Raw genomic sequence first — 20697 nt, 5'->3', positions numbered from 1 at the left:
CGCCCCCGCGAAGGCACGAACTCGCTCACGCGGTCACCCCGGCCCGGGTCGCGCCCAGATCGGCGCGCAGACGCTCCAGCGCGGACCGGGCCTGCTGCCGCATCTGGTCGTCGACGGTGTGCGTCGCGTACCTCGCCTCGCGGTAGACCTCGAGCAGCGCGGCCAGCACACGGGCGTCGACCTGCTGTTCGGCCAGCAGCCGTCCGACGTAGTCGGTGGGGCTGTCCCCCGGATGCCGTGGCGTGCCGGCCGCGGCCGCCGCGTCCTCCAGCCGCACCCAGCAGGCGATCACCGCCCGGCGTGGGTCACGGTCGGTGTCGGAGAGCTCCTCCAGACCGGCGTCGAGCGCCGCCACCAGGTCGTCGGCCGTCCGGGTCGGGCGGCGCGGCTCGTGCTTGCCGCTGCGGGCCGGGCGCCGGCGCAGATAGTCACGGACCAGCGCCCAGCACAGGCCGACCACCATGAGCAGCGCGACCAGGCTCAGCAGCACCAGCGTCGCGGTGCCCACCCAACCGGGCAGCTGGCGCGCCGGCTCCGGAATGGACTCCTCCAGGCTGGGCGTCACCGACGGGCGCGGCGGCAGCAGCGGCGGGCGGGTCGTGGCGGTCGACTCCGGCTTGATCTGGTCGAGCTGCGGCGCGGACCGGGTCGCGGCCAGTGCGACCACGAAGAGCAGCCCGAGTACGGCGGCCAGGGGCCACCATCGGCGCAGTACAGCGAAATCCATGCGGAGGCTCAGATCCGTGACTCGGGGTTTGTCGACAGGCCTCGCATCATGCCAGGCCCGCCAGAACCTTTGCACGGGCGAACACCTCGTCGAGCATGCCCGGTGTCAGCCGGCCGGTGAAAGTGTTCTGCTGACTGACGTGGAAACAGCCCAGCAGGGTGGGCGCTCCCGGCACGCTGACCTGGGCGCCGTGCCCGAATTTGGGGCGCGGCACCGGCGGGCGCACCCGGTAGGCGGCGGTCATCGCGGGCCACCACGCCGCCCAGGCGAAAGCGCCGAGCGCCACCACGACGCGTACGGTCGGCTGGATCAACTGGAGTTCCCGCTGGAACCACGGCGCGCAGGTGTCGCGCTCCCCCGGCAGCGGCTTGTTGTCCGGCGGCGCGCAGCGGACCGCCGCGAAGATCCGGGTGTGCCGCAGTTCCAGGCCGTCGTCGGCGGCGACGCTGGTCGGCTGATTCGCCAGGCCGGCCCGGTGCAGCGCGGCGAAGAGCACGTCACCGGAGCGGTCGCCGGTGAAGATCCGCCCGGTACGGTTCCCGCCGTGCGCGGCCGGGGCCAGCCCCAGGACCGCGATCTCGGCGTCGGCCGGGCCGAAGCCGGGGACGGGCCGCCCCCAGTACTCCTGGTCCCGGAACGCCGCCCGCCGGGTCACGGCGACGTCGGTGCGCCAGGCGACCAGGCGCGGGCAGGCGAAACAATCCGCGACCCCGGCGTCGAGCACGCTCAGCGAGGCGGCCCCGGCCGCCTGGACGACAACTTCCCCGGGGGTACGCGCGGACGCGCCGGACGGCAACACCTGTCCAGCACAGCATCCCGCCCGCACACCCGCACACCCGGCCTCACCCTCCCACCGCAATCCGGCTGGAGCCGGCTGGGGCGATCCGGATGGTCCGCCGCGTCGCGGTCAGGGCTTGGCGACCACGCAGAGCAGGTAGTCGTCGCCGGCCAGGATGACCGCGTCGTCGCCCTCCTTGAAGTACTGGTCGCACGCCGTGCCCATGACATCGGTGGTGCCCTCGACCCGCCCCACGATGGTGTAGCCGGCCTCAGCGGAGGAACAGTCGACGACCTCGGCCGTGGTCTCGGACACCTCCGCGCCGAGTTCCTTGCCGATCGAGACGCAGTCGCCGGCCTTGGCGTCGGCCGTCGCGTCACCGAGCACGCTGCTGATCAGAACCTTGATCACCACGACGACGGCGATCACCACGATCGCGCCCAGGACGCCGAGAACCTTGCCCAGCGCCTTGTTCTTCCGCGGGGTTCCCTCCGCCGGAGGGAACCCGGGCGGAGGAAAGCCCGGCACCCCACCCTCGACCGGAGGGAAGCCCGGCGCCGGGGCACCCGGGTAGCCAGGAGTCCCACCTTCCACGGGCGGCACAGCCGGCCCTCCGGCAAAGCCCGGAGCCGCAGCCGGGTAACCCGGCGCCACAACGGGCGCGGCCGGGAAGCCCGGAGCCGCAGCCGGGGACGAGGAGGGATCCGGGGCTGTGGTGGGTGCGGGAGCCGCGGCGTCTGCGTAGACAGCGGTCGGAGCCGCGGCGGGCGACGGGGAGTCGGCGGGCAGAGCGGTGGCCGGTGAGGTCGGGGAGGACTCGGACCCGGAGGCACCGCTGGTCGGCGGCAGGACGGTCCCGGCCTCGGCCGGCGGAACGGTGCCGCCGGGCTGAGAGGGCACAACCGGGTCAGTCATCAGGGGTTCCTTTCCAGGGGCCACGACCGGATATCGATCGCCGGCACGCGAGGATAGCGATCACTGTCGCTCGCGCGCGATCCCCCCTTCCCAACCTGGCCCGGCTCCTCTCCTGGGATACGTCCGCAAGAGCACGCACCTCCCGGGGAACCGGGCATTCCGGGTCGGCGGCGGGTGGCGGGCTAGCCGACCCGGCCCGGGACGGAAGGCTTGGCGCCGTCGGCTGGGTCCTTGGCCTCGGGAGTCTGGGCTCCGCCGACGGGCGCGGGCGGCTTCGAAGTCGAGTCGGCCGAGGAGACTGCCGGAGCCGAGGCCTTCGGGGAAGCGGACGGGGCGGACGGGGCCGAGGCGTTCGGGGAGGCGGCCGGGGCGGACGGGGCCGCGGAAGCAGGGGTGGAGGCGTCCGGGGAGGCCGGGGGGACGGCGGACGGGTCGCCGGGGTGGTACGGAGCGGCCTCCGGGCAGTGCGGGTAGCCCAGCGTGCGGCTCGGGACGCTCATGCCGCTGGCCGGGTCGTCGCAGTAGGGCTCGCCCAGGCGGATCGGGTTGCCGTCCTGGTCGTAGAGCTGCACGCCGGAGATGAGGCGGCCGTCGCCGTCGTAGACATAGACGTCACGGACGTCGGTGAACTCGTTCCAGCCGGTGTAGCCGACCTCGCTGTAGCCGTCGCGCTGGGCCGCGGAGTCGACCTCGAAGAAGCCGATCAGGGCGAAGAACACCAGGTACACCGTGGCCAGGCGGAGGGCGCGCCGGGGCCACTTACGGGCCGGTGTGCCGCGGCGGCCGAGCCAGATCGAGCCGAGGATGCCCAGGGCCAGCAGCAGGACGGCCGCGAAGTCGTCGCCACCGAGCCGGGGCATCAGGCCGAGGCGGGAGTTGCCGTCGAACATGAACGCGATCGCCATGGCCGCGAGGTAGCCGCGCAGGACCCACCAGGCAGGACGGAGGAGCACCAGGAATTCGCTGGCTTTCGCATACCCCAGAATGGGCCCGACCCGGACGTCGGCCCGCTGCACCGCCTGGCTGATCCGCGCACGATGCCGGGCGGCTCTGCCGGTGACCGCCGCGTAGCGTGAGGTGGGTTGCCCGGCCGCGGCGAAGCCCGCGCTGGCGCTGAGCTCGGCCGCGTAGGCCTCCGGTGGCCCGAGCCGGTCGGTGAGTGATCCGCCGCCCTCGGCGAGAACCTCGGCCAGATGTTCGGGCAGGTCTTCGAGCAGCTCGTCCCGGGTGGCGGGCGGCAGGCCGGCGAGTGCCAGCCGAACGCCCTCCACGTAGACGGCGATCTCGTCCTGTGCCGTGAGGTTCACGCCTTCCCCCGCTCGCGAAGAAGATCATCCATGATCGATGCGAAGCCGCTCCAGACCTTGCCCGAGCGTTGCAGCTCGGTGCGGCCGGCCGCGTTGAGTGCGTAGTACTTCCGGTGCGGGCCCTCGTCACTGGGCACGACATAGCTGTTCAGCAGGCCGTTGTTGAACAGCCGGCGCAGTGTGCCGTAGACGGAGGCGTCACCGACGTCTTCCAGCCCGGCCGCGCGCAGGCGGCGAAGGATGTCGTAGCCGTAACCGTCCTCGTCGCGCAGGACGGCGAGGACGGCGAGGTCTAGCACGCCCTTGAGCAACTGGGTCGGATCCACGCGGAGCACACTACTGCGCAATCCGAAGTACCGTCAACAGCGCACTACCCGGAGGGGCGGTGCGGAGAATCAGACGGCCAGACCGAAGGCGATGCCGTCGAGGATGTCGTGCTCCGAGGCGATCACGAAGTCGTGGCCGGACCGCTCGATGATCAGCTTCATGATCAGGGCCCCGGCGCCGATCACGTCGGCCCGCCCCGGGTGCATCACGGGCAGCGCGAGACGCTCGGCGACGGTCATGGCCAGCAGCTCGGCGGTCACCCGGGCCACGGCCGGAGCCTCGACCCGGCTGTGGTGGATGCGCGCGGAGTCGTACACCTCGAGGTCGTGAGCGAGAGCCGCGACGGTGGTGACCGTCCCGGCGAGACCGACCAGCGTCCTGGCCTCCCGGCCGGCCACGGCGGCCAGCGCCGTGTCGACGGCCTCGGCGATGTCCGCCTCGGCGGCGGCCAGCTCGGCCGCGGTGGGCGGGTCGCTGTGCAGGTGCCGCTCGGTCATCCGGACGCAGCCGATGTCCATCGAGACGGCGCGCTCGACGCCGGTCGTGCCGGTGACGAACTCGGTGGAGCCGCCGCCCAGGTCGAAGACCAGGTAGGGGCCCTCCGCGCCGAGGCCGCGGACGGCGCCGTCGAAGGAGAGCTGCGCCTCCTGCTCGCCGGTGATCACCTCGGGGTCGACGCCGAGCACACCGCGCACCATGTCCCGGAAGTCCTGCGCGTTGGACGCGTCCCGGCTGGCCGAGGTGGCGCACATCCGCACCCGGGTGACGCCCAGTTCGGCGATCTCGGCCGCGTAGCCGAGCAGCGCCTGGCGGGTCCGCTCGATCGCGGCCGGAGCGAGCATCCCGGTACGGTCGACGCCCTCCCCCAGCCGCACGATCTCCATCCGCCGGGCGACGTCGGTCAGCTTGTCCCCGTCGACGTCGGCGATCAGCAGGCGGATCGCGTTGGTGCCGCAGTCGATGGCGGCCACCCGGACGCTCATGACGCTTTACCCCGGCATCGCCATGAGTTCCGGACCGAGCTCGATGACCCGCTCATAGGTGCAGCAGCATTCTCGTGTTCCCCAGGGTGTTGGGTTTGACCCGTTCCAGGTCGAGGAATTCCGCCACGCCCTCGTCGTAGGAGCGCAGCAACTGCTCGTAGACCCCGTGCGGCACGGCGGCCCCGTCGATCTCGGTGAACCCGAACGACCCGAAGAACCGGGTCTCGAACGTGAGGCAGAACACCCGGCGTACGCCGAGCTCGCGCGCCTGGTCGAGCAGAGCCGACACGATCCGGTGGCCGATCTTCTGACCGCGACGGGACGGGTCGACCGCGACGGTACGGATCTCCGCGAGGTCCTCCCACATCACGTGCAGGGCGCCGCAGCCGATGACCCGGTCCGCCTCGTCGGCCGCCACCCAGAACTCCTGCACCTGCTCGTACAGGGTGACGGTGGCCTTGCTGAGCAGGCGCCGATCGGTCGTGTAGGTGTCGACGAGCGCCCGGATCGCCTTGATGTCCCCGGTCCGGGCGCGCCGGATGATCACTCGTCGCCGGCCGGGCGCACGCAGGGGCCGCCGGCCCAGTACGGCTCGATCGCGTCCCGCACCTCGTCGCCGAACGGGTTGACGCCGCGGCCCGCGGCCAGCGCGTGCCCGAGGTGGACATGCAGGCACTTGACCCGGTCCGGCATGCCGCCCGCCGAGACGTGGCTGATCTCCGGAACGTCCTCGATGGCGGTCCGCCGGTCCAGATAGTCCTGGTGCGCGGCCGCGTACCGCTTGGCGAGTTCGGGATCGGTGCTGAGACGCTCCTGCATGTCGCGCATCACACCGGCCGACTCCAGGCGGCTGCATGCGGCCGTGGCGTGCGGGCAGGTCAGGTAGAAGAGGGTGGGGAACGGTGTGCCGTCATCGAGGCGCGGCGAGGTCTCCACCACGTCGGGGTTGCCGCACGGGCAACGGTGCGCGACCGCCCGTGTGCCACGGGGACGACGGCCTAGCTGGGCCGCCACGATGTCGAGGTCGGCGGGTGTGGGTTCTTCCATCAGTCCGAAATCAGTCCTGGGGCTCTGCGTTGGCGGCTTGGACACTGCTCCACAGCGTGTCGTACCAGCGGTCGGGGGCGGCCGCCGGGGTCTGCTCAGCGGCGGTGCGGGCGGCGCGGTCCTTGTCGTCGACGACGAGCAGGGGCGTCTCACCCGGGCGCACGTAGAAGATCCGCTCCCGGGCCTGGATCCGCAGGTACTCCGGGTCGTTCCACTTCTCGAGGGTCTTGGCCGTCTCGGCGATCTCGGCGCGCTGCACGGCCTGCGCCCGCTCCATCTCGGCGATCTCGGCCTCTTGCTTCAAATACACCCGGACGGGGTACGTGTAGGCCAGCGCCAGCGCCACGACCAGCGCGATCAGGACGGTGGCCCGGCCGGTCAGCGCGCGCGGGCGTGGCGCCTCGGTGCGCTTCGCGGCTGCGCCGCCGGACCCCGAGGAGGTACGCCGTGCGGCGGGCACCCGGATCGGGCCGGTGTTCCTGGTCCGGGGCGGGGTGGGGCGGCCACCGGCTCGCCGGGCCGGACCCTGGCCGCTCGGTGTGCGGCGTTCCGCCATCTCACCCTCCCCGCTGACCGTCACGTGTTCGTGGCACCCACCCGGAAATCTATGTCTCCGAAGGCGGGTGCCACAAACCCGATGATCCGACGCCGGAGGGTCAGCCGACGCGGTAACGCGGGAACGCGCCCGCACCGGCGTACCGGGCGGCGCTCTCCAGCTGCTCCTCGATGCGCAGGAGCTGGTTGTACTTCGCGACCCGGTCGGACCGGGCCGGGGCGCCGGTCTTGATCTGGCCGGAGCCGACCGCGACGGCCAGGTCGGCGATGGTGACGTCCTCGGTCTCGCCGGACCGGTGCGACATCATCGTCTTGAAGCCGGCCCGGTGGGCCAGCTCCACGGCGTCCAGCGTCTCGGTGAGCGAGCCGATCTGGTTCACCTTGACCAGCAGGGCGTTGGCGGCGTTCTCGGCGATGCCGCGGGCCAGGCGCTGCGGGTTGGTGACGAACAGGTCGTCGCCGACGATCTGGATCTTGTCGCCGAGCTCGGCGGTGAGCGCGGTCCAGCCGGCCCAGTCCTCCTCGTCCAGCGGGTCCTCGATGGAGACGATCGGGAAGTCGGCGGCGAGCTTCGCGTAGTACGCGATCATCTCGTCGGTCGACTTCGGGGTGCCCTCGAAGACGTACGCGCCGTTCTTGTGGAACTCGGTGGCGGCGACGTCCATGGCCAGGACGATGTCGCTGCCCAGGGTGTAGCCGGCGGCCTGCACGGCCTCGGCGATCAGCTCCAGGGCCGCGACGTTCGCCGACAGGTTCGGCGCGAAGCCGCCCTCGTCGCCGAGGCCGGTGGAGAGGCCCTTCTTCTTCAGCACCGACTTGAGGGCGTGGTAGACCTCGGCGCCGCTGCGGACGGCCTCGCGGAAGGTCGGCGCGCCGATCGGCGCGATCATGAACTCCTGCACGTCGACGTTGGAGTCGGCGTGCGAGCCACCGTTCAGGATGTTCATCATCGGGACCGGCAGCAGTGACGCGTTCGGGCCACCGAGGTAGCGGAACAGCGGCAGCTCGGCCGAGGCGGCGGCGGCCTTGGCCACGGCGAGGGAGACGCCGAGGATGGCGTTGGCACCGAGCGAGGACTTGGTGTCCGTGCCGTCGATGTCGATCATCTTCTGGTCGATCAGGCGCTGGTCGGAGGCCTCGTAACCGACGAGCTCCTCGACGATCTGCTCCTCGATGTTGTTGACCGCCTTCTCGACACCCTTGCCGAGGTAGCGGCCCTTGTCACCGTCGCGCAGCTCGAGCGCCTCGAAGGCGCCGGTGGACGCACCGGACGGCACCGCGGCGCGGCCGACCGAGCCGTCGTCCAGGCCGACCTCGACCTCGACGGTGGGGTTGCCCCGGGAATCGAGGATCTCGCGGGCGACGATTGCTTCAATGGTGGCCATTGGTCGTGTCGCTCCCTAACGTTTGTACGAATACAGAGTTTCGGTCCGCGACCCTGCGGGCCGACCACACCGGAGAGCGTATCGAGTCGAGCAATGTCTTGTTCGCGGGGCCGGTCAACTCGTCGCCCGTTATGCCTCAAACCCGGGCCGGACCTGCCGAATCGGTGGGCACTATGACCAGTAGCCTGTTTCCCGCCGACGGGTCACACGTCGAGATGGACCTCGGGGGCCGCACCCTCCCGCAGGTCCGTGTGGTCCGGGTCACCGACGCCACCGTGACCCTGTCGCTCGCCCGCGCCGACGTCCCGCTGACGAGCGGCTCCCCGGTGACCATCCGCTGGCCGGCGGGCTCCCGTGGCCGGTACGCCCAGCACGGGACCGTGGTGAGGGTCGACGAGAACCGGATCGACGTCACCCTGCCCGGCGAACCGGAGATCGAACAGCAGCGGCTGTACGTACGCGGCGGCGGAGGCGAGGCCATCCTGCTGGTACGCGCCGACAAACCGCAGGTCACCGGCCGGGTGCACGACATCAGCGAGCAGTCGGTGCGGGCCCACTTCAGCGACGTCGACCTGCGGCCGGGCGACCAGATGCTGCTCCGCGTGCAGTTGGGCAGCGAGGTGGTCGAGTTCCCGGCCACCGCCCTGCGGGTGAGTTCGCTGCGGCAGCAGGTCCCGGTACGCGGTCCGGTCATGGTCGAGATGGTGGCGATCTTCGACCGGAACGAGCACCAGGCCAAGATCATTCGCCGGTACGTCTTCCGGCTCCAGACCATGGCCCGCCGCGAGGCCGCGGCCGCCGAGGCGATGGCGGACGAGATGATGGCCGAGATGATGGCCGAGGCCGCCAACCTCCGATGATTACGGGATATCGGACGGGAAATGCCGGTTCTTAAATGAGGTCTTCCGGCCCGTTAATTGTCCGTCCATTGGCCCTCGATTCATCGACGGCCGCCACGGGATACTCGATTGCGCGGGGTGGCACGGTACGTAAGGGTGGTCACGTGCCCGCCACCCCGCGCCGCATCCGCGCCGGCTCCGCGCTCGCCGGCTCCCTGCTCGTCATCGGCCTCCTCGGCACCTCCGGCTGCACCGGGATCGAACCGGCCGGCGCCGCCGGCGCCGCCGGGACCGACCTGGTCAGCGAGGTCGCCGACCGGCTGGCCGGCGCGGGCGGCCAGAGCTGGACCGCCACCTACCGGCTGGCCGGCGGTGAGACCGCCCGGATCACCCGCTCACAGCGGCCCGCCCGAATCGCCTATGCCTTTCCGTCCGGCAATCTGATCCGGACGCCGGACGCCCTCACCAACTGTGCAATTGCCGGCACGCAGACCGTCTGCACCGCCACCGACCCGCACGGCGCCCCCGACGAACTGCCTGCCACGGCCGGTCTGGTCACCCCGGACACGGTTCTCGCGCTGTTGAACGCGGCGGCGATCGACCCGGATCTGGCGGTCCAGACGCGGGAGACCACGATCGCCGAGCGGACCGCCTCCTGTCTGCGTCTGGGTGGCGTCGATCACGTGCCGGCACCGGACTTCGACGTCTGCGTGACGGTCGAGGGCGCCATCGCCGGTTTCACCGGAACGGTCGCCGGCACCCCGGTCGAGATGGTGCTGACCGATTACCAGGCGCGAGCCGGCGACCACGACTTCGCCATGCCGCCGGGCGCCCGGTTCGTCGACCGCCGCGCCGACTGACCGCCCCGGAAACCGACCGTCGAAAGGTCAGACACCGAGCAGTGCGCGCAGGTGGCGGGGCGGTGGGGAGCCGTGCGCCAGCATGGCGTCGTGCCACGCCTTCGGGGTGGCGCCGAACGGCCGGGCCGCCGCGATCGCCGCGACCTCGGTGTAGCCGACGAAGTAGGTGGACAGCTGCGTCGAGGTGAGCAGCGCCCGCCGCCACTTGCCGGCCGCCTCGCCCTCCTCCTGGAAGCCGCGCCCGGTCATCAGCTCCATGGCCTCGGACTCGGGCAGCCCCTCGCAGTGCGTGAGCTGGTCGATGATCGCGTTGAGGCTCATCCGCAACTGCATCTTGAGCTGCTGCAACCGGACCGGCAGGCCACCGAAGCCGAGGCCGGTCATCAGCTCCTCCGCATAGACCGCCCAGCCCTCGACGAACGGGCCGGACCAGCCGAGCGAGCGCACCCGGGTGGCCGCCCGGAACCGCCGCGAGTGGGCGATCTGCAGGAAGTGGCCGGGCATCGCCTCATGGACGGTGAGGTTGCGCAGCATCTCGTCGTTGTACTCCCGGTAGAAGCTGGCGATCCGCTCAGCGGGCCAGTCGGCCGGGGCCGGGGCGATGCAGTAGAAGGTGGGGACGTCGGCCGTCTCCAGTGGACCGGGCGGGTCGCAGTAGGCCACCGCGACGCCCCGGGCGAACTCCGGCATCTCCTCGATGACGCACGGGTCGTCCACCAGGGACACGATGTCGTGCGCCCGGACGAACTCGGTCGCCTCCCCCATCGTCACCTTGGCCAGCCCGACGATGGTGGTGTTGTCCGGGTGCCGCTCGGCGATCGAGCCGAGCGCCCGCCGGACCGTCTCGTCGGTGGCCGGGCCACCGGCCAGCTCGGCGGCGGCCTCCCGCAGCGCCTCGCCGACGCGGTCCAGATTCTCCCGGGCGCGGGAGAGCACCTCGGCGGCGGACAGCTCGGTGTCGAGGGTGTGCCAGAGCCGGGCCTCCCACAGGTGCCGGCCGAGCCGTGGGTCGCGGCCGGGATTACCGCTCTCCAGCCGGGCACGCAGCCAGCCGTCGAACTCGCCGAGCGCGGCCAGCGCGGCCTGGGCCACCGGCTCCACGGTCGAGCGCAGGCCCGGCTCCCTGGCCAGCAGGGTGGGGATCTCGGCGCGGATCAGCCCGGCCGTGCCGGCGAACTGGCCGACCGCGGTCTCGGCGTGGACGCGGGGCACGTCACGCAGCACGGCACGAGCCGTGGCCAGGGCGTCGGGAATCGCGCCGAGCCGGCCGGCCAGGCTGGTCAGGCGCTCGCCGAGCGGCGCGAACGGGCGGGCGATCAGCCCGTGCAGCAGCGGGCCGGGATTGTGGTCCAACGGGTTCCACTCGTGCTCGCGGATCTCGGCGAGTTCGAACAGCGCCCGCTCCACCCGGGCGGTCAGGATCGCGTGGTCGACCTGGTCCTCCGGATCGAGGCCGTCGGGGTCGACGCCGCTGAGCGCGTCACCGGCGTCACGCAGCATGGCGACCCGGCCGGACACACCGGCGCCGGAGTGGTCGGGCAGGCGGTCGTCGAAGCGGTGGTCGCCCGCGTAGGAGGCGGTGGCGGGGTCGCTCTCCAGCAGGGCGTCGACGATCCGCTCGGCGAGTGGTACGAACTCCGGCATGCCGTGAAACCTACTCGGAGGGGCCGGCATTTTCCGCCGCACGCACCGCCTCTGCGAAAGTCAGCGTGGCGGCCCGCAGTTCGGCCTCGGCGTCCAGACCCGCGGCCCGGGCCTCGGCGACCACCCGCAGCAGCAGGACACCGAGGTCCTCACCGGCCGGCAACGGCACCTCGAGGCCGGCCCGTTCGGCCCGGTGCATGATCTTCGCGGCCAGGGCGAGGGACGGCTGGCTCATGACGATCCCGTCCAGCACGGAGTCGCGCGTCTTCTCCTCGCGCTTGATCCGCTCCCAGTTGGCGGTGATCTCCTCGATGTCCTCGACCCGCTCCCCGGCGAAGACGTGCGGATTGCGCCGGATCATCTTCTCCACCAGGCCGGCGGCCACGTCGTCGATGCTCCACCGGTCGCTCTCGTCGCGATCCTCGGCGAGCCGGGCGTGCAGCACCACCTGGAGCAGCACGTCGCCGAGTTCCTCGCGGGCCGCGTCCGGGTCGTCGCCGACGATCGCGTCGTACGCCTCGTACGCCTCCTCCAGCAGGTAGGGGGCGAGCGTCCGGTGGGTCTGCGCCCGTTTCCACGGGTCACCGCCGGGTGAGGCCAGCCGGTCCATCACGGCGACGGCGTCCAGCAGCCGGGCTCCGGGCGGATCCCACGAGCCGTACATCAGCTCCAGTTCGGCGAGGCCCGGCTCGCGGGCCAGGCGCAGCCCGAGCTGCCGGGCGAAGTCCTGGTCGCCGTGCGGCCCGGCGAGCCAGACGGCGGCCGGCTGCCCGGCGATCGCGTCGAGCAGGCCCTGTGCGTCGGTCTCCAGGATCGTGACCGGCACACCGGTGACCCGCAGGGCCGTGGCCTGGTCACTGTCCGCGGCGGCGAAGACGGGGTACGCCCGGACGGCGTCCCACGCCTCCGCGGTCAGCAGCCCGGCCGGTAGCCGGGGTGAGGTGACCAGCAGGATGATCCGGGCGCTCAAGGGACGTCGGCCACCGGTACGGGCTGCTGCTCGATGCCCAGGTCGGTGCCGAGAAGCTGAAGCGGGTCGCTCTCGCCCTGGATCTCCAGCACGCTCACGTCGAGCGGCTGGTAGCGCGGGTTGACCCGGACGTTCAGCTCGTCGGCGGCGGCCTCGACCTGCTCACGGACCTTCGCGGAGGCGGCCACCACCTGCCGGTTCTGGTCGGACTGGAGGGACAGCCAGGTGGTGAAGTCCTGACCGGGCTCGACGCCGCCGTTGGCGCTCAGGCTGTTGTAGACCTCGAGCATGTCCGCGTCGGTCGGCGGGGTCTCCGACAGGAACGACTGGATCAGGAGGCTCTGCAGGTACAGGTTGTCGATGTAGAGCTTGGTGTACTCCGAGTCGGCGGGCAGCTTGCGCTGGGCGGCCTCCTCCGCGTACGGCACCTGGGCGGGCAGCGTGATCGAGCGCTCGGCGGCGACCCGCTTGTACAGCTCCCGGGCGACCAGCTCGTCCACGATGTCGGCCCGGCTGATCGACACCTGCGCCGGCGACGGGACGACCGCCGGCGAGGGGACCACCTCCTGCCCGGCGCTACGCCGGGCCTCCTCGTTCATGCGCTGCGCCTGGTTGGCCTCCTGGGCCTCGGCCTGGGCCTCGGCTTGGGCCTGGGCGACGAAGTCGGGGTACGACTCGTCCCAGATCCGCTGGACCTCCCGCTCGGACACCTGGCCGGCGTCGCCGAGATAGGCGGCCACGCTCGATTCCGAGTCGCAGGCGGACAGGCCGCCCACGGCGAGGGACGCGGCGACAACGGTGGAGGCGAGTCGGCGGGCACGCAGCATGGTCAACACTCTCTCACGCCGATTGTGATCTTCATCGCCCCGCCCCGTATCGACTTCATCGATTCCCCGCAACCGGCGCGGCGGCCGGGACGTCGCCGAGCACGTCCTTGAGCAACTGGGCGCACCACTCCAGCAGGGCCTGGTCGCGCAGCGGCTCGCCACCGACCCGGCGGGTGCTGGGCCGGGGAACGCTGACCTGGTCGGCGCCGGTCTTGTAGACGGCGTCCGGGTGGTAGCGCTTGAGCCGCAGCTGCTTCGAGTCCGGCAGGGCCAGCGGGGAGAAGCGGATGTGCTTGCCCTGCATGGACACGTCGGTGAGCCCGTACGCCCGGGCCAGCAGCCGGAACCGGGCGACCGCGATCAGGTTGGCGACCGGGGCCGGCGGTTCGCCGTACCGGTCGGTCATCTCGGCGACGACCTCGGTGAGCCGCGGCTCGTCGCGGGACTCGGCCAGCTTGCGGTACATCTCCAGGCGCAGGCGCTCGACCGAGATGTACTCGGTGGGCAGGTGCGCGTCCACCGGCAGGTCGATCTTGACCTCCGGCTCCTCCTCCGGGCGCTCGCCCTTGAACTGGGCGACCGCCTCGCCGACCATCCGCACGTACAGGTCGAAGCCGACGCCCTCGATGTGGCCGGACTGCTCACCGCCGAGCAGGTTGCCGGCGCCGCGGATCTCCAGGTCCTTCATCGCCACGTACATGCCGGCGCCGAGCTCGGTGTGCTGGGCGATGGTGGCCAGCCGCTCGTGGGCGTGCTCGGTGAGCGGCTTCTCCCGGGGGTAGAGGAAGTAGGCGTACGCCCGTTCCCGGCCCCGGCCGACCCGGCCGCGGATCTGGTGCAGCTGGGCCAGGCCGAGCAGGTCGGCGCGTTCCAGGATGAGGGTGTTGGCGTTCGGGATGTCGATGCCGGACTCGACGATCGTGGTGCAGACCAGGACGTCGAACTCCTTCTCCCAGAACCCGACCATGACCTTCTCGAGCTGTTCCTCGCTCATCTGGCCGTGCGCCACCGCGACTCGGGCCTCGGGCACCAGCTCGCGCAGCTTGCGGGCCGCCCGGTCGATCGACTCGACCCGGTTGTGCAGGTAGAAGACCTGGCCGTCGCGGAGCAGCTCACGATGGACGGCGGCGGCGACCTGCTTCTCGTCGTAGGCGCCGACGTAGGTGAGGACCGGGTGGCGTTCCTCCGGCGGGGTGGCGATGGTGGACATCTCCCGGATGCCGGTGATCGCCATCTCCAGGGTCCGCGGGATCGGGGTGGCCGACATGGTGAGTACGTCCACCGACGCGCGCAGGGCCTTGAGCTGCTCCTTGTGCTCGACGCCGAAACGCTGCTCCTCGTCCACGATGATCAGGCCGAGGTTCTTGAACCGGGTGGACTTGGCGATCAGCCGGTGGGTGCCGATGATGATGTCGGCGGTGCCGTCGGCGGCCTCCTCCAGGGTCAGCGCGGCCTCTTTCGGCGTCTGGAAGCGGGACAGCTGCTTGATCTTCACCGGGAACTGGCTCATCCGCTCGGTGAACGTGTTGTAGTGCTGCTGGGCGAGCAGGGTCGTCGGCACGAGCACGGCCACCTGCTTGCCGTCCTGCACCGCCTTGAACGCCGCCCGTACCGCGATCTCGGTCTTGCCGTAACCGACGTCGCCGCAGATCAGCCGGTCCATCGGGACCTGCAACTCCATGTCCTGCTTGACCTCGACGATGGCGGCCATCTGGTCGGGCGTCTCGGTGTACGGGAACGCGTCCTCCAGCTCGCGCTGCCACGGGGTGTCCGGCCCGAAGGCGTGGCCCTGCGAGGCCTGGCGTGCCGCGTACAGCTGGATGAGCTGGGCGGCGATCTCCTTGACCGCCTTCTTGGCCCGGGCCTTGCTCTTCTGCCAGTCGGTGCCGCCCATCTTGTGCAGGCTGGGCTGCTCCCCGCCGACGTATCGGGAGAGCTGGTCGAGCTGGTCGGTGGGCACGTAGAGACGGTCGCCGGGCTGGCCGCGCTTGGACGCCGCGTACTCGATGACCAGGTACTCCCGGTCGGCGCCGTTGACGGTCCGCTGCACCAGCTCGATGTAGCGGCCGATGCCGTGCTGCTCGTGCACCACGAAGTCGCCGGTCTTGAGCTCCAGCGGGTCGATGGTGTTGCGCCGCCGGGCCGGCATCTTGCGCATGTCCTTGGTGGACGCGCCGCGGCCGCCGGAGATGTCGTTGCCGGTGATCACCGCGAGCCGGGACGCCTCGTCGACGAAGCCGTGGTTCAGGCCGCCGCAGGTGATCAGCAGCTGCCCGTCGGCGATGGGCGCGTCGATCGAGTCGACCGGGGTGACGCCGAGACCGGCGTCGCGCAGCAGCTCGGCGGCCCGCTGAGCGGTGCCCTTGCCCTCGAAGACCAGCGCGATGGCCCAGCCCCGAGCGGCCCAGCCGGACAGGTCGGAGGCGAGCCGGGCGGTGTCGCCGTGGTAGAGCGGGACCGGCTGGGCGGCCAGCGCGACGGCGTCACCGAGATCCGGGCTCACCTCGACCGGGGTGGCGTCCTCCCAGGGAAGCGGCTCTTCCCCGGTGGACGGGGCCGCCAGGCCGAACGGCGAGACGGTCCACCACGGCTGCTTGAGAACGGCCGCGTGCGCGCGTACGTCCGCGAGGCTCTTGAAAGCGACGGCGCCGACGTCGATCGGTGCCTGGCCGCCGACGGCGGCCGCCGCCCAGGACGCTTCGAGAAATTCATCAGAGGTACGGGTGAGGTCGTGCGCCCGGGTGCGGATCCGCTCGGGGTCGCACAGCAGCACGTGCGTGCCGGCCGGCATGCAGTCGATCAGCAGCTCCATGTTGTCGGTGCCACGCAGCAGCGCCGGCGCCAGCGACTCCATGCCCTCGACCGGGATGCCCTCGGCCAGTTTGTCGAGGATCTCGGCCAGCTCCGGATGCTGACCGGACAGCTCCCGGGCGCGCTCCCGCACGGCCGGGGTCAGCAGCAGCTCCCGGCAGGGCGGCGCCCACAGTCGCGGCACCTGGTCGATGGTGCGCTGGTCGGCGACCGCGAAGGTGCGGATCTCCTCCACCTCGTCGCCCCAGAACTCGACCCGGGACGGGTGCTCGTCGGTGGGCGGGAAGACGTCCAGGATGCCGCCACGGACCGCGAACTCGCCGCGCTTGGTGACCAGGTCGACCCGCGCGTACGCCATGCCGGACAGCCGCCGCGCGACCTCCTCCAGCTCCGCCGCGCCGCCGCCGGTCAGCTCCACCGGCTCGAGGTCGCCGAGGCCCTTGAGCTGTGGCTGGAGCACCGACCGGACCGGGGCCACGACGACCCGCAGCGGCGCGTCGCCGGGGTGGGCGAGCCGCCGCAGCACGGCGAGCCGGCGGCCGACCGTGTCGGAGCGCGGCGACAGGCGCTCGTGCGGCAGCGTCTCCCAGGACGGGTAGACGGCGATCAGGGCCGGGTCGATCAGGCAGCCCAGGGCGTCGGCCAGGTCGTCGGCCTCGCGCGAGGTGGCGGTCACCGCGAGGACCGGCCGCTGCGCGCCGCCGACGTCGGCCGCGCCCGCCACTGCTGCCACCACGAACGGCCGGAGCGAGACCGGCGCGGTCAGGTCCAGTGAGTCGGAGTCGACGAAGCCCTTGGCCGCCAGGTCACGCGCGCGGGCCAGACCGCGGTCGCGCATGGCGGCGGGAATCAGACCGGAGAGTTGCATGAAAGAAGACCCCCTGAGGGCACGACGAACGACCCCGGTCCGGAAAGCGCGGGCGGGGGTGCGTCCCTCAGCTTAGTCCGACCCGCGTCACCGGGGTCTCGCCCGCAGGTCAGTGGTACCCACCTGCGCACGATCCCGCACCGGGTCATGAGACTCTTGACTCAATTCACCCCCGGACCGGGGTACGCCGATAACATCGGCGAAGTCGGGACAGCGCCGTCCTGGAGCCATCCGAGCGAAGGAGCGCCCCGATGACAGAGCAGCCTGCCCAACTCGACTTAGAGGGATCCGACGCCGCGCTGCGTGCCGACATCCGCCGGATCGGCACGCTGCTCGGCCAGACGCTGGCCCGCCAGGAAGGGCGGCCCCTGCTGGATCTGGTCGAGGAGATCCGCGCCCTGGTGCGGCAGGACGCCCGCGCCGCCGCCGACCGACTCTCGGCCATGGACATCACCACCGGCACGAAGCTGGCCCGGGCCTTCTCCACCTACTTCCACCTGGCGAACGTCACCGAGCAGGTGCACCGCTCGCGGGACCTGCGCCGCCGCCGCGCGCAGAACGGCGGCTGGCTGGACCAGGCCGCCAAGCGGATCGCCGAGAAGGGCGTCCCGGCCGACGAGATCGCCGCCGCGGCCCGCCGCCTCGCCATCCGCCCGGTCTTCACGGCCCACCCCACCGAGGCGTCCCGCCGGTCGATCCTGTCGAAGCTGCGCCAGGTCGCCGACTCGCTGGACGCCGAGTCGGCCGCCGCCGCGCTGTTCGGCGACACCGACACCACCACCTCCACCAAGCGTTTCGCCGAGCTGATCGACCTGCTCTGGCAGACCGACGAACTGCGCCTGGACCGGCCGGACCCGACCGACGAGGCGCGCAACGCCGTCTACTACCTCAAGGACCTGTACGCGGACGCCGCCCCGCAGGTGCTCGACGACCTGGCCGACACGCTGCGCCGCCTCGGTGTGGAGACCGCGCCCACCTCGCGGCCGCTCACCTTCGGCTCGTGGATCGGCGGCGACCGGGACGGCAACCCGTTCGTCACGCCGGCGGTCACCCGGGACGTGCTGCTCATCCAGCACGAGCACGGCATCCAGGCCACCGAGAAGGCGATGGACAAGCTGATCGACGAGCTGTCCGTCTCCCGGCGGCTGCGCGGCGTCTCCCTCGACCTGTCCGCCAGCCTGGCCCAGGACCTGGACAACCTGCCCGAGGTGGCACAGCGTTTCCGCCGGGTCAACGCCGAGGAGCCGTACCGTCTCAAGGTCCGGGCGATCAAGGCGAAGCTGGCCAACACCCGCGCCCGCCTGATCAACGGCACCCCGCACGTGGCCGGCCGCGACTACCTGGGCAGCGCCGAGTTGATCTCCGACCTGGAGCTGATGCGTGCCTCGCTGGCCCGCAACTCCGGGCAACTGCCGGCCGTCGGCGTGGTCGCCACCGCGATCCGCAAGGCGTCCGCGTTCGGCCTGAATCTGGCTGTCCTCGACGTCCGCGAGCACGCCGAGAAGCACCACGAGGTGCTCCAGCAGATGTACGCCCAGGTCGGCGAGGTCGACGACTACGCCGCTCTGGACCGGGCCCAGCGCACCAAGCTGCTCGCCACCGAGCTGACCGGGCGGCGGCCGCTCTCCAGCGCCGACACCCCGCTCACCGACTCGGCGCGCAAGACCTTCGACGTGTTCCACACGATCCGGGAATCGCAGGCGCGGTTCGGTGACGAGGTCGTCGAGTCGTACATCATCTCGATGACCCTCGGCGTCGACGACGTGCTGGCCGCTGCCCTGCTGGCCCGCGAGGCCGGTCTCGTCGACATCCACACCGGGCGGGCCCAGGTCGGCATCGTGCCGCTCCTGGAGACCCCGGCCGAACTGGACGCCGGCGGTGACCTGCTGGACGAGATGCTCTCCACCGCGGCGTACCGGGAGATCGTCCGCGCCCGCGGCGACATCCAGGAGGTCATGCTCGGGTACTCGGACTCCAACAAGGAGGCCGGTATCACCACCAGCCAGTGGCGGATCCACAAGGCGCAGCGGTCGCTGCGTGACGTGGCGGCCCGGCACGGTGTGCGGCTGCGCCTCTTCCACGGCCGCGGTGGCACCGTCGGCCGGGGTGGCGGCCCCACCCACGAGGCGATCCTGGCCCAGCCGTACGGCACCCTGGACGGCGCGATCAAGGTGACCGAGCAGGGCGAGGTCATCTCCGACAAGTACATGATCCCGGCGCTGGCCCGGGAGAACCTGGAGCTGACCGTCGCGGCCGTGCTCCAGGCCACCCTGCTGCACACCACGCTCTCGGTCGACCCGGAGCGCCTCGTCGTGTGGGACTCGGTCATGGACACCGCCTCGGACGCGGCGTTCATCCGGTACCGCTCGCTCGTCGAGGACCCGGACCTGGCCGCCTACTTCTGGGCCGCCACCCCGACCGAGCTGCTCGGCGCGCTGAACATCGGCTCCCGCCCGGCCAAGCGCCCCAACGCGGACGCCGGCCTGAGCGGCTTGCGGGCCATCCCGTGGGTGTTCGGCTGGACCCAGACCCGGCAGATCGTCCCCGGCTGGTTCGGTGTCGGCACCGGCCTGGCCGCGGTCCGCGCCGCCGGCCTCGGCGCCGAACTCGACGCCATGCACGAGCACTGGCAGTTCTTCCGTACGTTCCTGTCGAACGTCGAGATGATGCTGGCCAAGACCGACCTGTCGATCGCCCGCCGCTACGTGGAGACCCTGGTCCCCGAGGAGCTGCGCCCGATCTTCACGAAGATCGAGCAGGAGTACGCCCTGACCGTCCAGGAGGTCCTGGCGATCACCGGCGGCACCGAGCTCCTCTCCTCCCAGCCGGAGCTCTCCCGCACCCTGAGCGTCCGCGACACGTACCTGGAGCCGCTGCACCACCTCCAGGTCGCCCTGCTCCGCCAGTACCGCGACCTGGGCGACACGGGCCGCCAGATGCCGACCGCCCCGGGCGCCCGCCGCGGCCCGTCCGACTCGACGGCCCTGGAACGCGCCCTGCTCACCACGGTCAACGGCATCGCCGCCGGCATGCGCAACACCGGCTGATCATCCACTCAAGAACGACGAGCCCGCCCCATCAGGGGCGGGCTCGTCGTCCTTCGATCGAGCGATTACCCAAGGTTTACCGATAGCTATACTTTCGCGTATGGCCACGACGGAGTGGGACATCTATCTCGTCGACGAGGTACGCAACTGGATCGAAGGACTCGACGATGCCACCCACAGACGGGTTACTCAGGCACTCGATCTTCTCGCCGAACACGGCCCCGGGCTCGGCCGTCCGGTCGTGGACACGATTCACGGTTCCTCGATAGCCAATCTGAAAGAATTGCGTCCCGGCACAGTGCGGATCCTGTTCGCCTTCGATCCATGGCGATCAAGCATCCTGCTGGTGGCGGGAGACAAGTCCGGCCGCTGGAACGACTGGTACCACGAAGCCATTCCCCTGGCAGAGCAGCGCTACGAGAAATACCTCAAGGACCGCGCCGACGAGGAAGGAGACCGAGATGAGTAACTATGCCCGATGGGCCGACATCCGGGACGAGCACGTCGAACGCGCGGGCGGCGAGGAGGTCGTCGCCGACGGCAAACACGAGATGCTCGCGACCGTCATCGGTCATCGGCTAGCCGAGGTACGCCGAGCCCGAGGACTGACGCAGCAACAGGTCGCAGAGCGGATGGGCGTGACCAAGGGCCGGGTGTCCCAGATCGAACAGGGAAAAATCTCGGGCCAGGACGTGCTGGCGCGTTACGCAGCCGCGCTCGGCGGACGTCTCCACCAGGCCATCTACTTCGACGACGGCAACATCGCCGCCATCGCTTGACAGGCACTTTCTCCAGCCTCGACACACC

The 20697-nt window shown here is 71.4% G+C and carries 19 protein-coding genes; 5 read left to right on the top strand and 14 right to left on the bottom strand.

What is annotated here, in order from left to right; translation table 11 throughout:
• Nucleotides 1-25: 25 nt before the first annotated feature.
• The 10 genes from BJ964_RS14045 to eno all read right to left on the bottom strand — a co-directional run bounded on the left by BJ964_RS14045 (nucleotide 26) and on the right by eno (nucleotide 8024).
• Nucleotides 26-727, bottom strand: a complete 702-nt coding sequence (locus tag BJ964_RS14045; RefSeq protein WP_188121079.1) for a DUF4129 domain-containing protein — start codon at nucleotides 725-727, stop codon at nucleotides 26-28.
• Between the two features lie 46 nt (nucleotides 728-773).
• On the bottom strand, nucleotides 774-1526 hold the full coding sequence (locus BJ964_RS14040; protein WP_188121078.1) for a uracil-DNA glycosylase: 753 nt from the start codon (nucleotides 1524-1526) through the stop codon (nucleotides 774-776).
• A 108-nt stretch (nucleotides 1527-1634) separates the two neighbouring features.
• Nucleotides 1635-2033, bottom strand: a complete 399-nt coding sequence (locus tag BJ964_RS14035) for an LppU/SCO3897 family protein (protein WP_188121077.1) — start codon at nucleotides 2031-2033, stop codon at nucleotides 1635-1637.
• A 569-nt stretch (nucleotides 2034-2602) separates the two neighbouring features.
• Nucleotides 2603-3727 carry an HAAS signaling domain-containing protein gene (locus BJ964_RS14030; protein ID WP_188121076.1) on the bottom strand — a complete coding sequence of 375 codons (1125 nt, stop codon included), beginning with the start codon at nucleotides 3725-3727 and terminating at the stop codon, nucleotides 2603-2605.
• Nucleotides 3724-4053, bottom strand: coding sequence for a PadR family transcriptional regulator (locus BJ964_RS14025; protein ID WP_183222961.1), 330 nt, complete (start codon nucleotides 4051-4053; stop codon nucleotides 3724-3726). Before BJ964_RS14025 ends, BJ964_RS14030 begins: the two co-directional genes overlap by 4 nt.
• 69 nt (nucleotides 4054-4122) lie before the next feature.
• Nucleotides 4123-5037, bottom strand: a complete 915-nt coding sequence (locus BJ964_RS14020) for a Ppx/GppA phosphatase family protein (RefSeq protein WP_188121075.1) — start codon at nucleotides 5035-5037, stop codon at nucleotides 4123-4125.
• A gap of 52 nt (nucleotides 5038-5089) precedes the next feature.
• A complete protein-coding gene (locus BJ964_RS14015) occupies nucleotides 5090-5584 on the bottom strand; it encodes an amino-acid N-acetyltransferase (RefSeq protein ID WP_188121074.1) in 495 nt (164 codons plus the stop codon).
• Entirely contained in the window at nucleotides 5581-6084 is a 504-nt protein-coding gene (locus BJ964_RS14010) for a DUF501 domain-containing protein (protein ID WP_188121073.1), read from the bottom strand. The genes BJ964_RS14015 and BJ964_RS14010 overlap by 4 nt, the downstream gene beginning before the upstream one ends.
• A gap of 10 nt (nucleotides 6085-6094) precedes the next feature.
• Complete coding sequence (locus BJ964_RS14005; RefSeq protein ID WP_188121072.1) at nucleotides 6095-6640, bottom strand: FtsB family cell division protein; 546 nt, start codon at nucleotides 6638-6640, stop codon at nucleotides 6095-6097.
• Nucleotides 6641-6740: 100 nt separating this feature from the next.
• A complete protein-coding gene (eno, locus tag BJ964_RS14000) occupies nucleotides 6741-8024 on the bottom strand; it encodes a phosphopyruvate hydratase (RefSeq protein ID WP_188121071.1) in 1284 nt (427 codons plus the stop codon).
• 173 nt (nucleotides 8025-8197) lie between these two features.
• On the opposite strand from eno, the gene BJ964_RS13995 reads away from it, so the two are divergent.
• Together BJ964_RS13995 and BJ964_RS13990 are read left to right on the top strand one after the other, a co-directional pair.
• Nucleotides 8198-8884 (top strand): hypothetical protein, encoded by a 687-nt coding sequence (locus BJ964_RS13995; protein WP_188121070.1) that lies wholly within the window; start codon nucleotides 8198-8200, stop codon nucleotides 8882-8884.
• A 143-nt stretch (nucleotides 8885-9027) separates the two neighbouring features.
• Nucleotides 9028-9723, top strand: coding sequence for a hypothetical protein (locus tag BJ964_RS13990; protein WP_188121069.1), 696 nt, complete (start codon nucleotides 9028-9030; stop codon nucleotides 9721-9723).
• Between the two features lie 27 nt (nucleotides 9724-9750).
• Here the strand turns inward: BJ964_RS13990 and BJ964_RS13985 are convergent, their stop codons facing one another.
• Genes BJ964_RS13985 through mfd form a run of 4 tightly spaced genes read right to left on the bottom strand, consistent with a single transcriptional unit; the run spans nucleotide 9751 to nucleotide 16843 of the window.
• Nucleotides 9751-11367, bottom strand: coding sequence for a DUF885 domain-containing protein (locus tag BJ964_RS13985; RefSeq protein WP_188121068.1), 1617 nt, complete (start codon nucleotides 11365-11367; stop codon nucleotides 9751-9753).
• 10 nt (nucleotides 11368-11377) lie between these two features.
• Nucleotides 11378-12337 (bottom strand): MazG family protein, encoded by a 960-nt coding sequence (locus tag BJ964_RS13980; protein ID WP_188121067.1) that lies wholly within the window; start codon nucleotides 12335-12337, stop codon nucleotides 11378-11380.
• Nucleotides 12334-13164: a hypothetical protein gene (locus tag BJ964_RS13975; protein ID WP_188121066.1), complete on the bottom strand. Its 831-nt coding sequence runs from the start codon at nucleotides 13162-13164 to the stop codon at nucleotides 12334-12336. The genes BJ964_RS13980 and BJ964_RS13975 overlap by 4 nt, the downstream gene beginning before the upstream one ends.
• A gap of 55 nt (nucleotides 13165-13219) precedes the next feature.
• On the bottom strand, nucleotides 13220-16843 hold the full coding sequence (mfd, locus tag BJ964_RS13970) for a transcription-repair coupling factor (protein WP_188121065.1): 3624 nt from the start codon (nucleotides 16841-16843) through the stop codon (nucleotides 13220-13222).
• Nucleotides 16844-17094: 251 nt separating this feature from the next.
• Here mfd and ppc point away from each other — a divergent pair, with 251 nt between their 5' ends.
• The 3 genes from ppc (at nucleotide 17095) to BJ964_RS13955 (ending at nucleotide 20669) form a co-directional block, all read left to right on the top strand.
• Nucleotides 17095-19890, top strand: a complete 2796-nt coding sequence (gene ppc / locus BJ964_RS13965) for a phosphoenolpyruvate carboxylase (protein ID WP_188121064.1) — start codon at nucleotides 17095-17097, stop codon at nucleotides 19888-19890.
• Between the two features lie 100 nt (nucleotides 19891-19990).
• A complete protein-coding gene (locus tag BJ964_RS13960) occupies nucleotides 19991-20359 on the top strand; it encodes a type II toxin-antitoxin system RelE/ParE family toxin (protein WP_188121063.1) in 369 nt (122 codons plus the stop codon).
• Nucleotides 20352-20669: a helix-turn-helix domain-containing protein gene (locus tag BJ964_RS13955; RefSeq protein WP_188121062.1), complete on the top strand. Its 318-nt coding sequence runs from the start codon at nucleotides 20352-20354 to the stop codon at nucleotides 20667-20669. The genes BJ964_RS13960 and BJ964_RS13955 overlap by 8 nt, the downstream gene beginning before the upstream one ends.
• Nucleotides 20670-20697: the final 28 nt, after the last annotated feature.

The organism is Actinoplanes lobatus (genome assembly GCF_014205215.1).
Lineage (GTDB): Bacteria > Actinomycetota > Actinomycetes > Mycobacteriales > Micromonosporaceae > Actinoplanes > Actinoplanes lobatus.
Note: the sequence above shows the minus strand (reverse complement) of the source record. Positions and strands in the feature narration are given on the sequence as shown.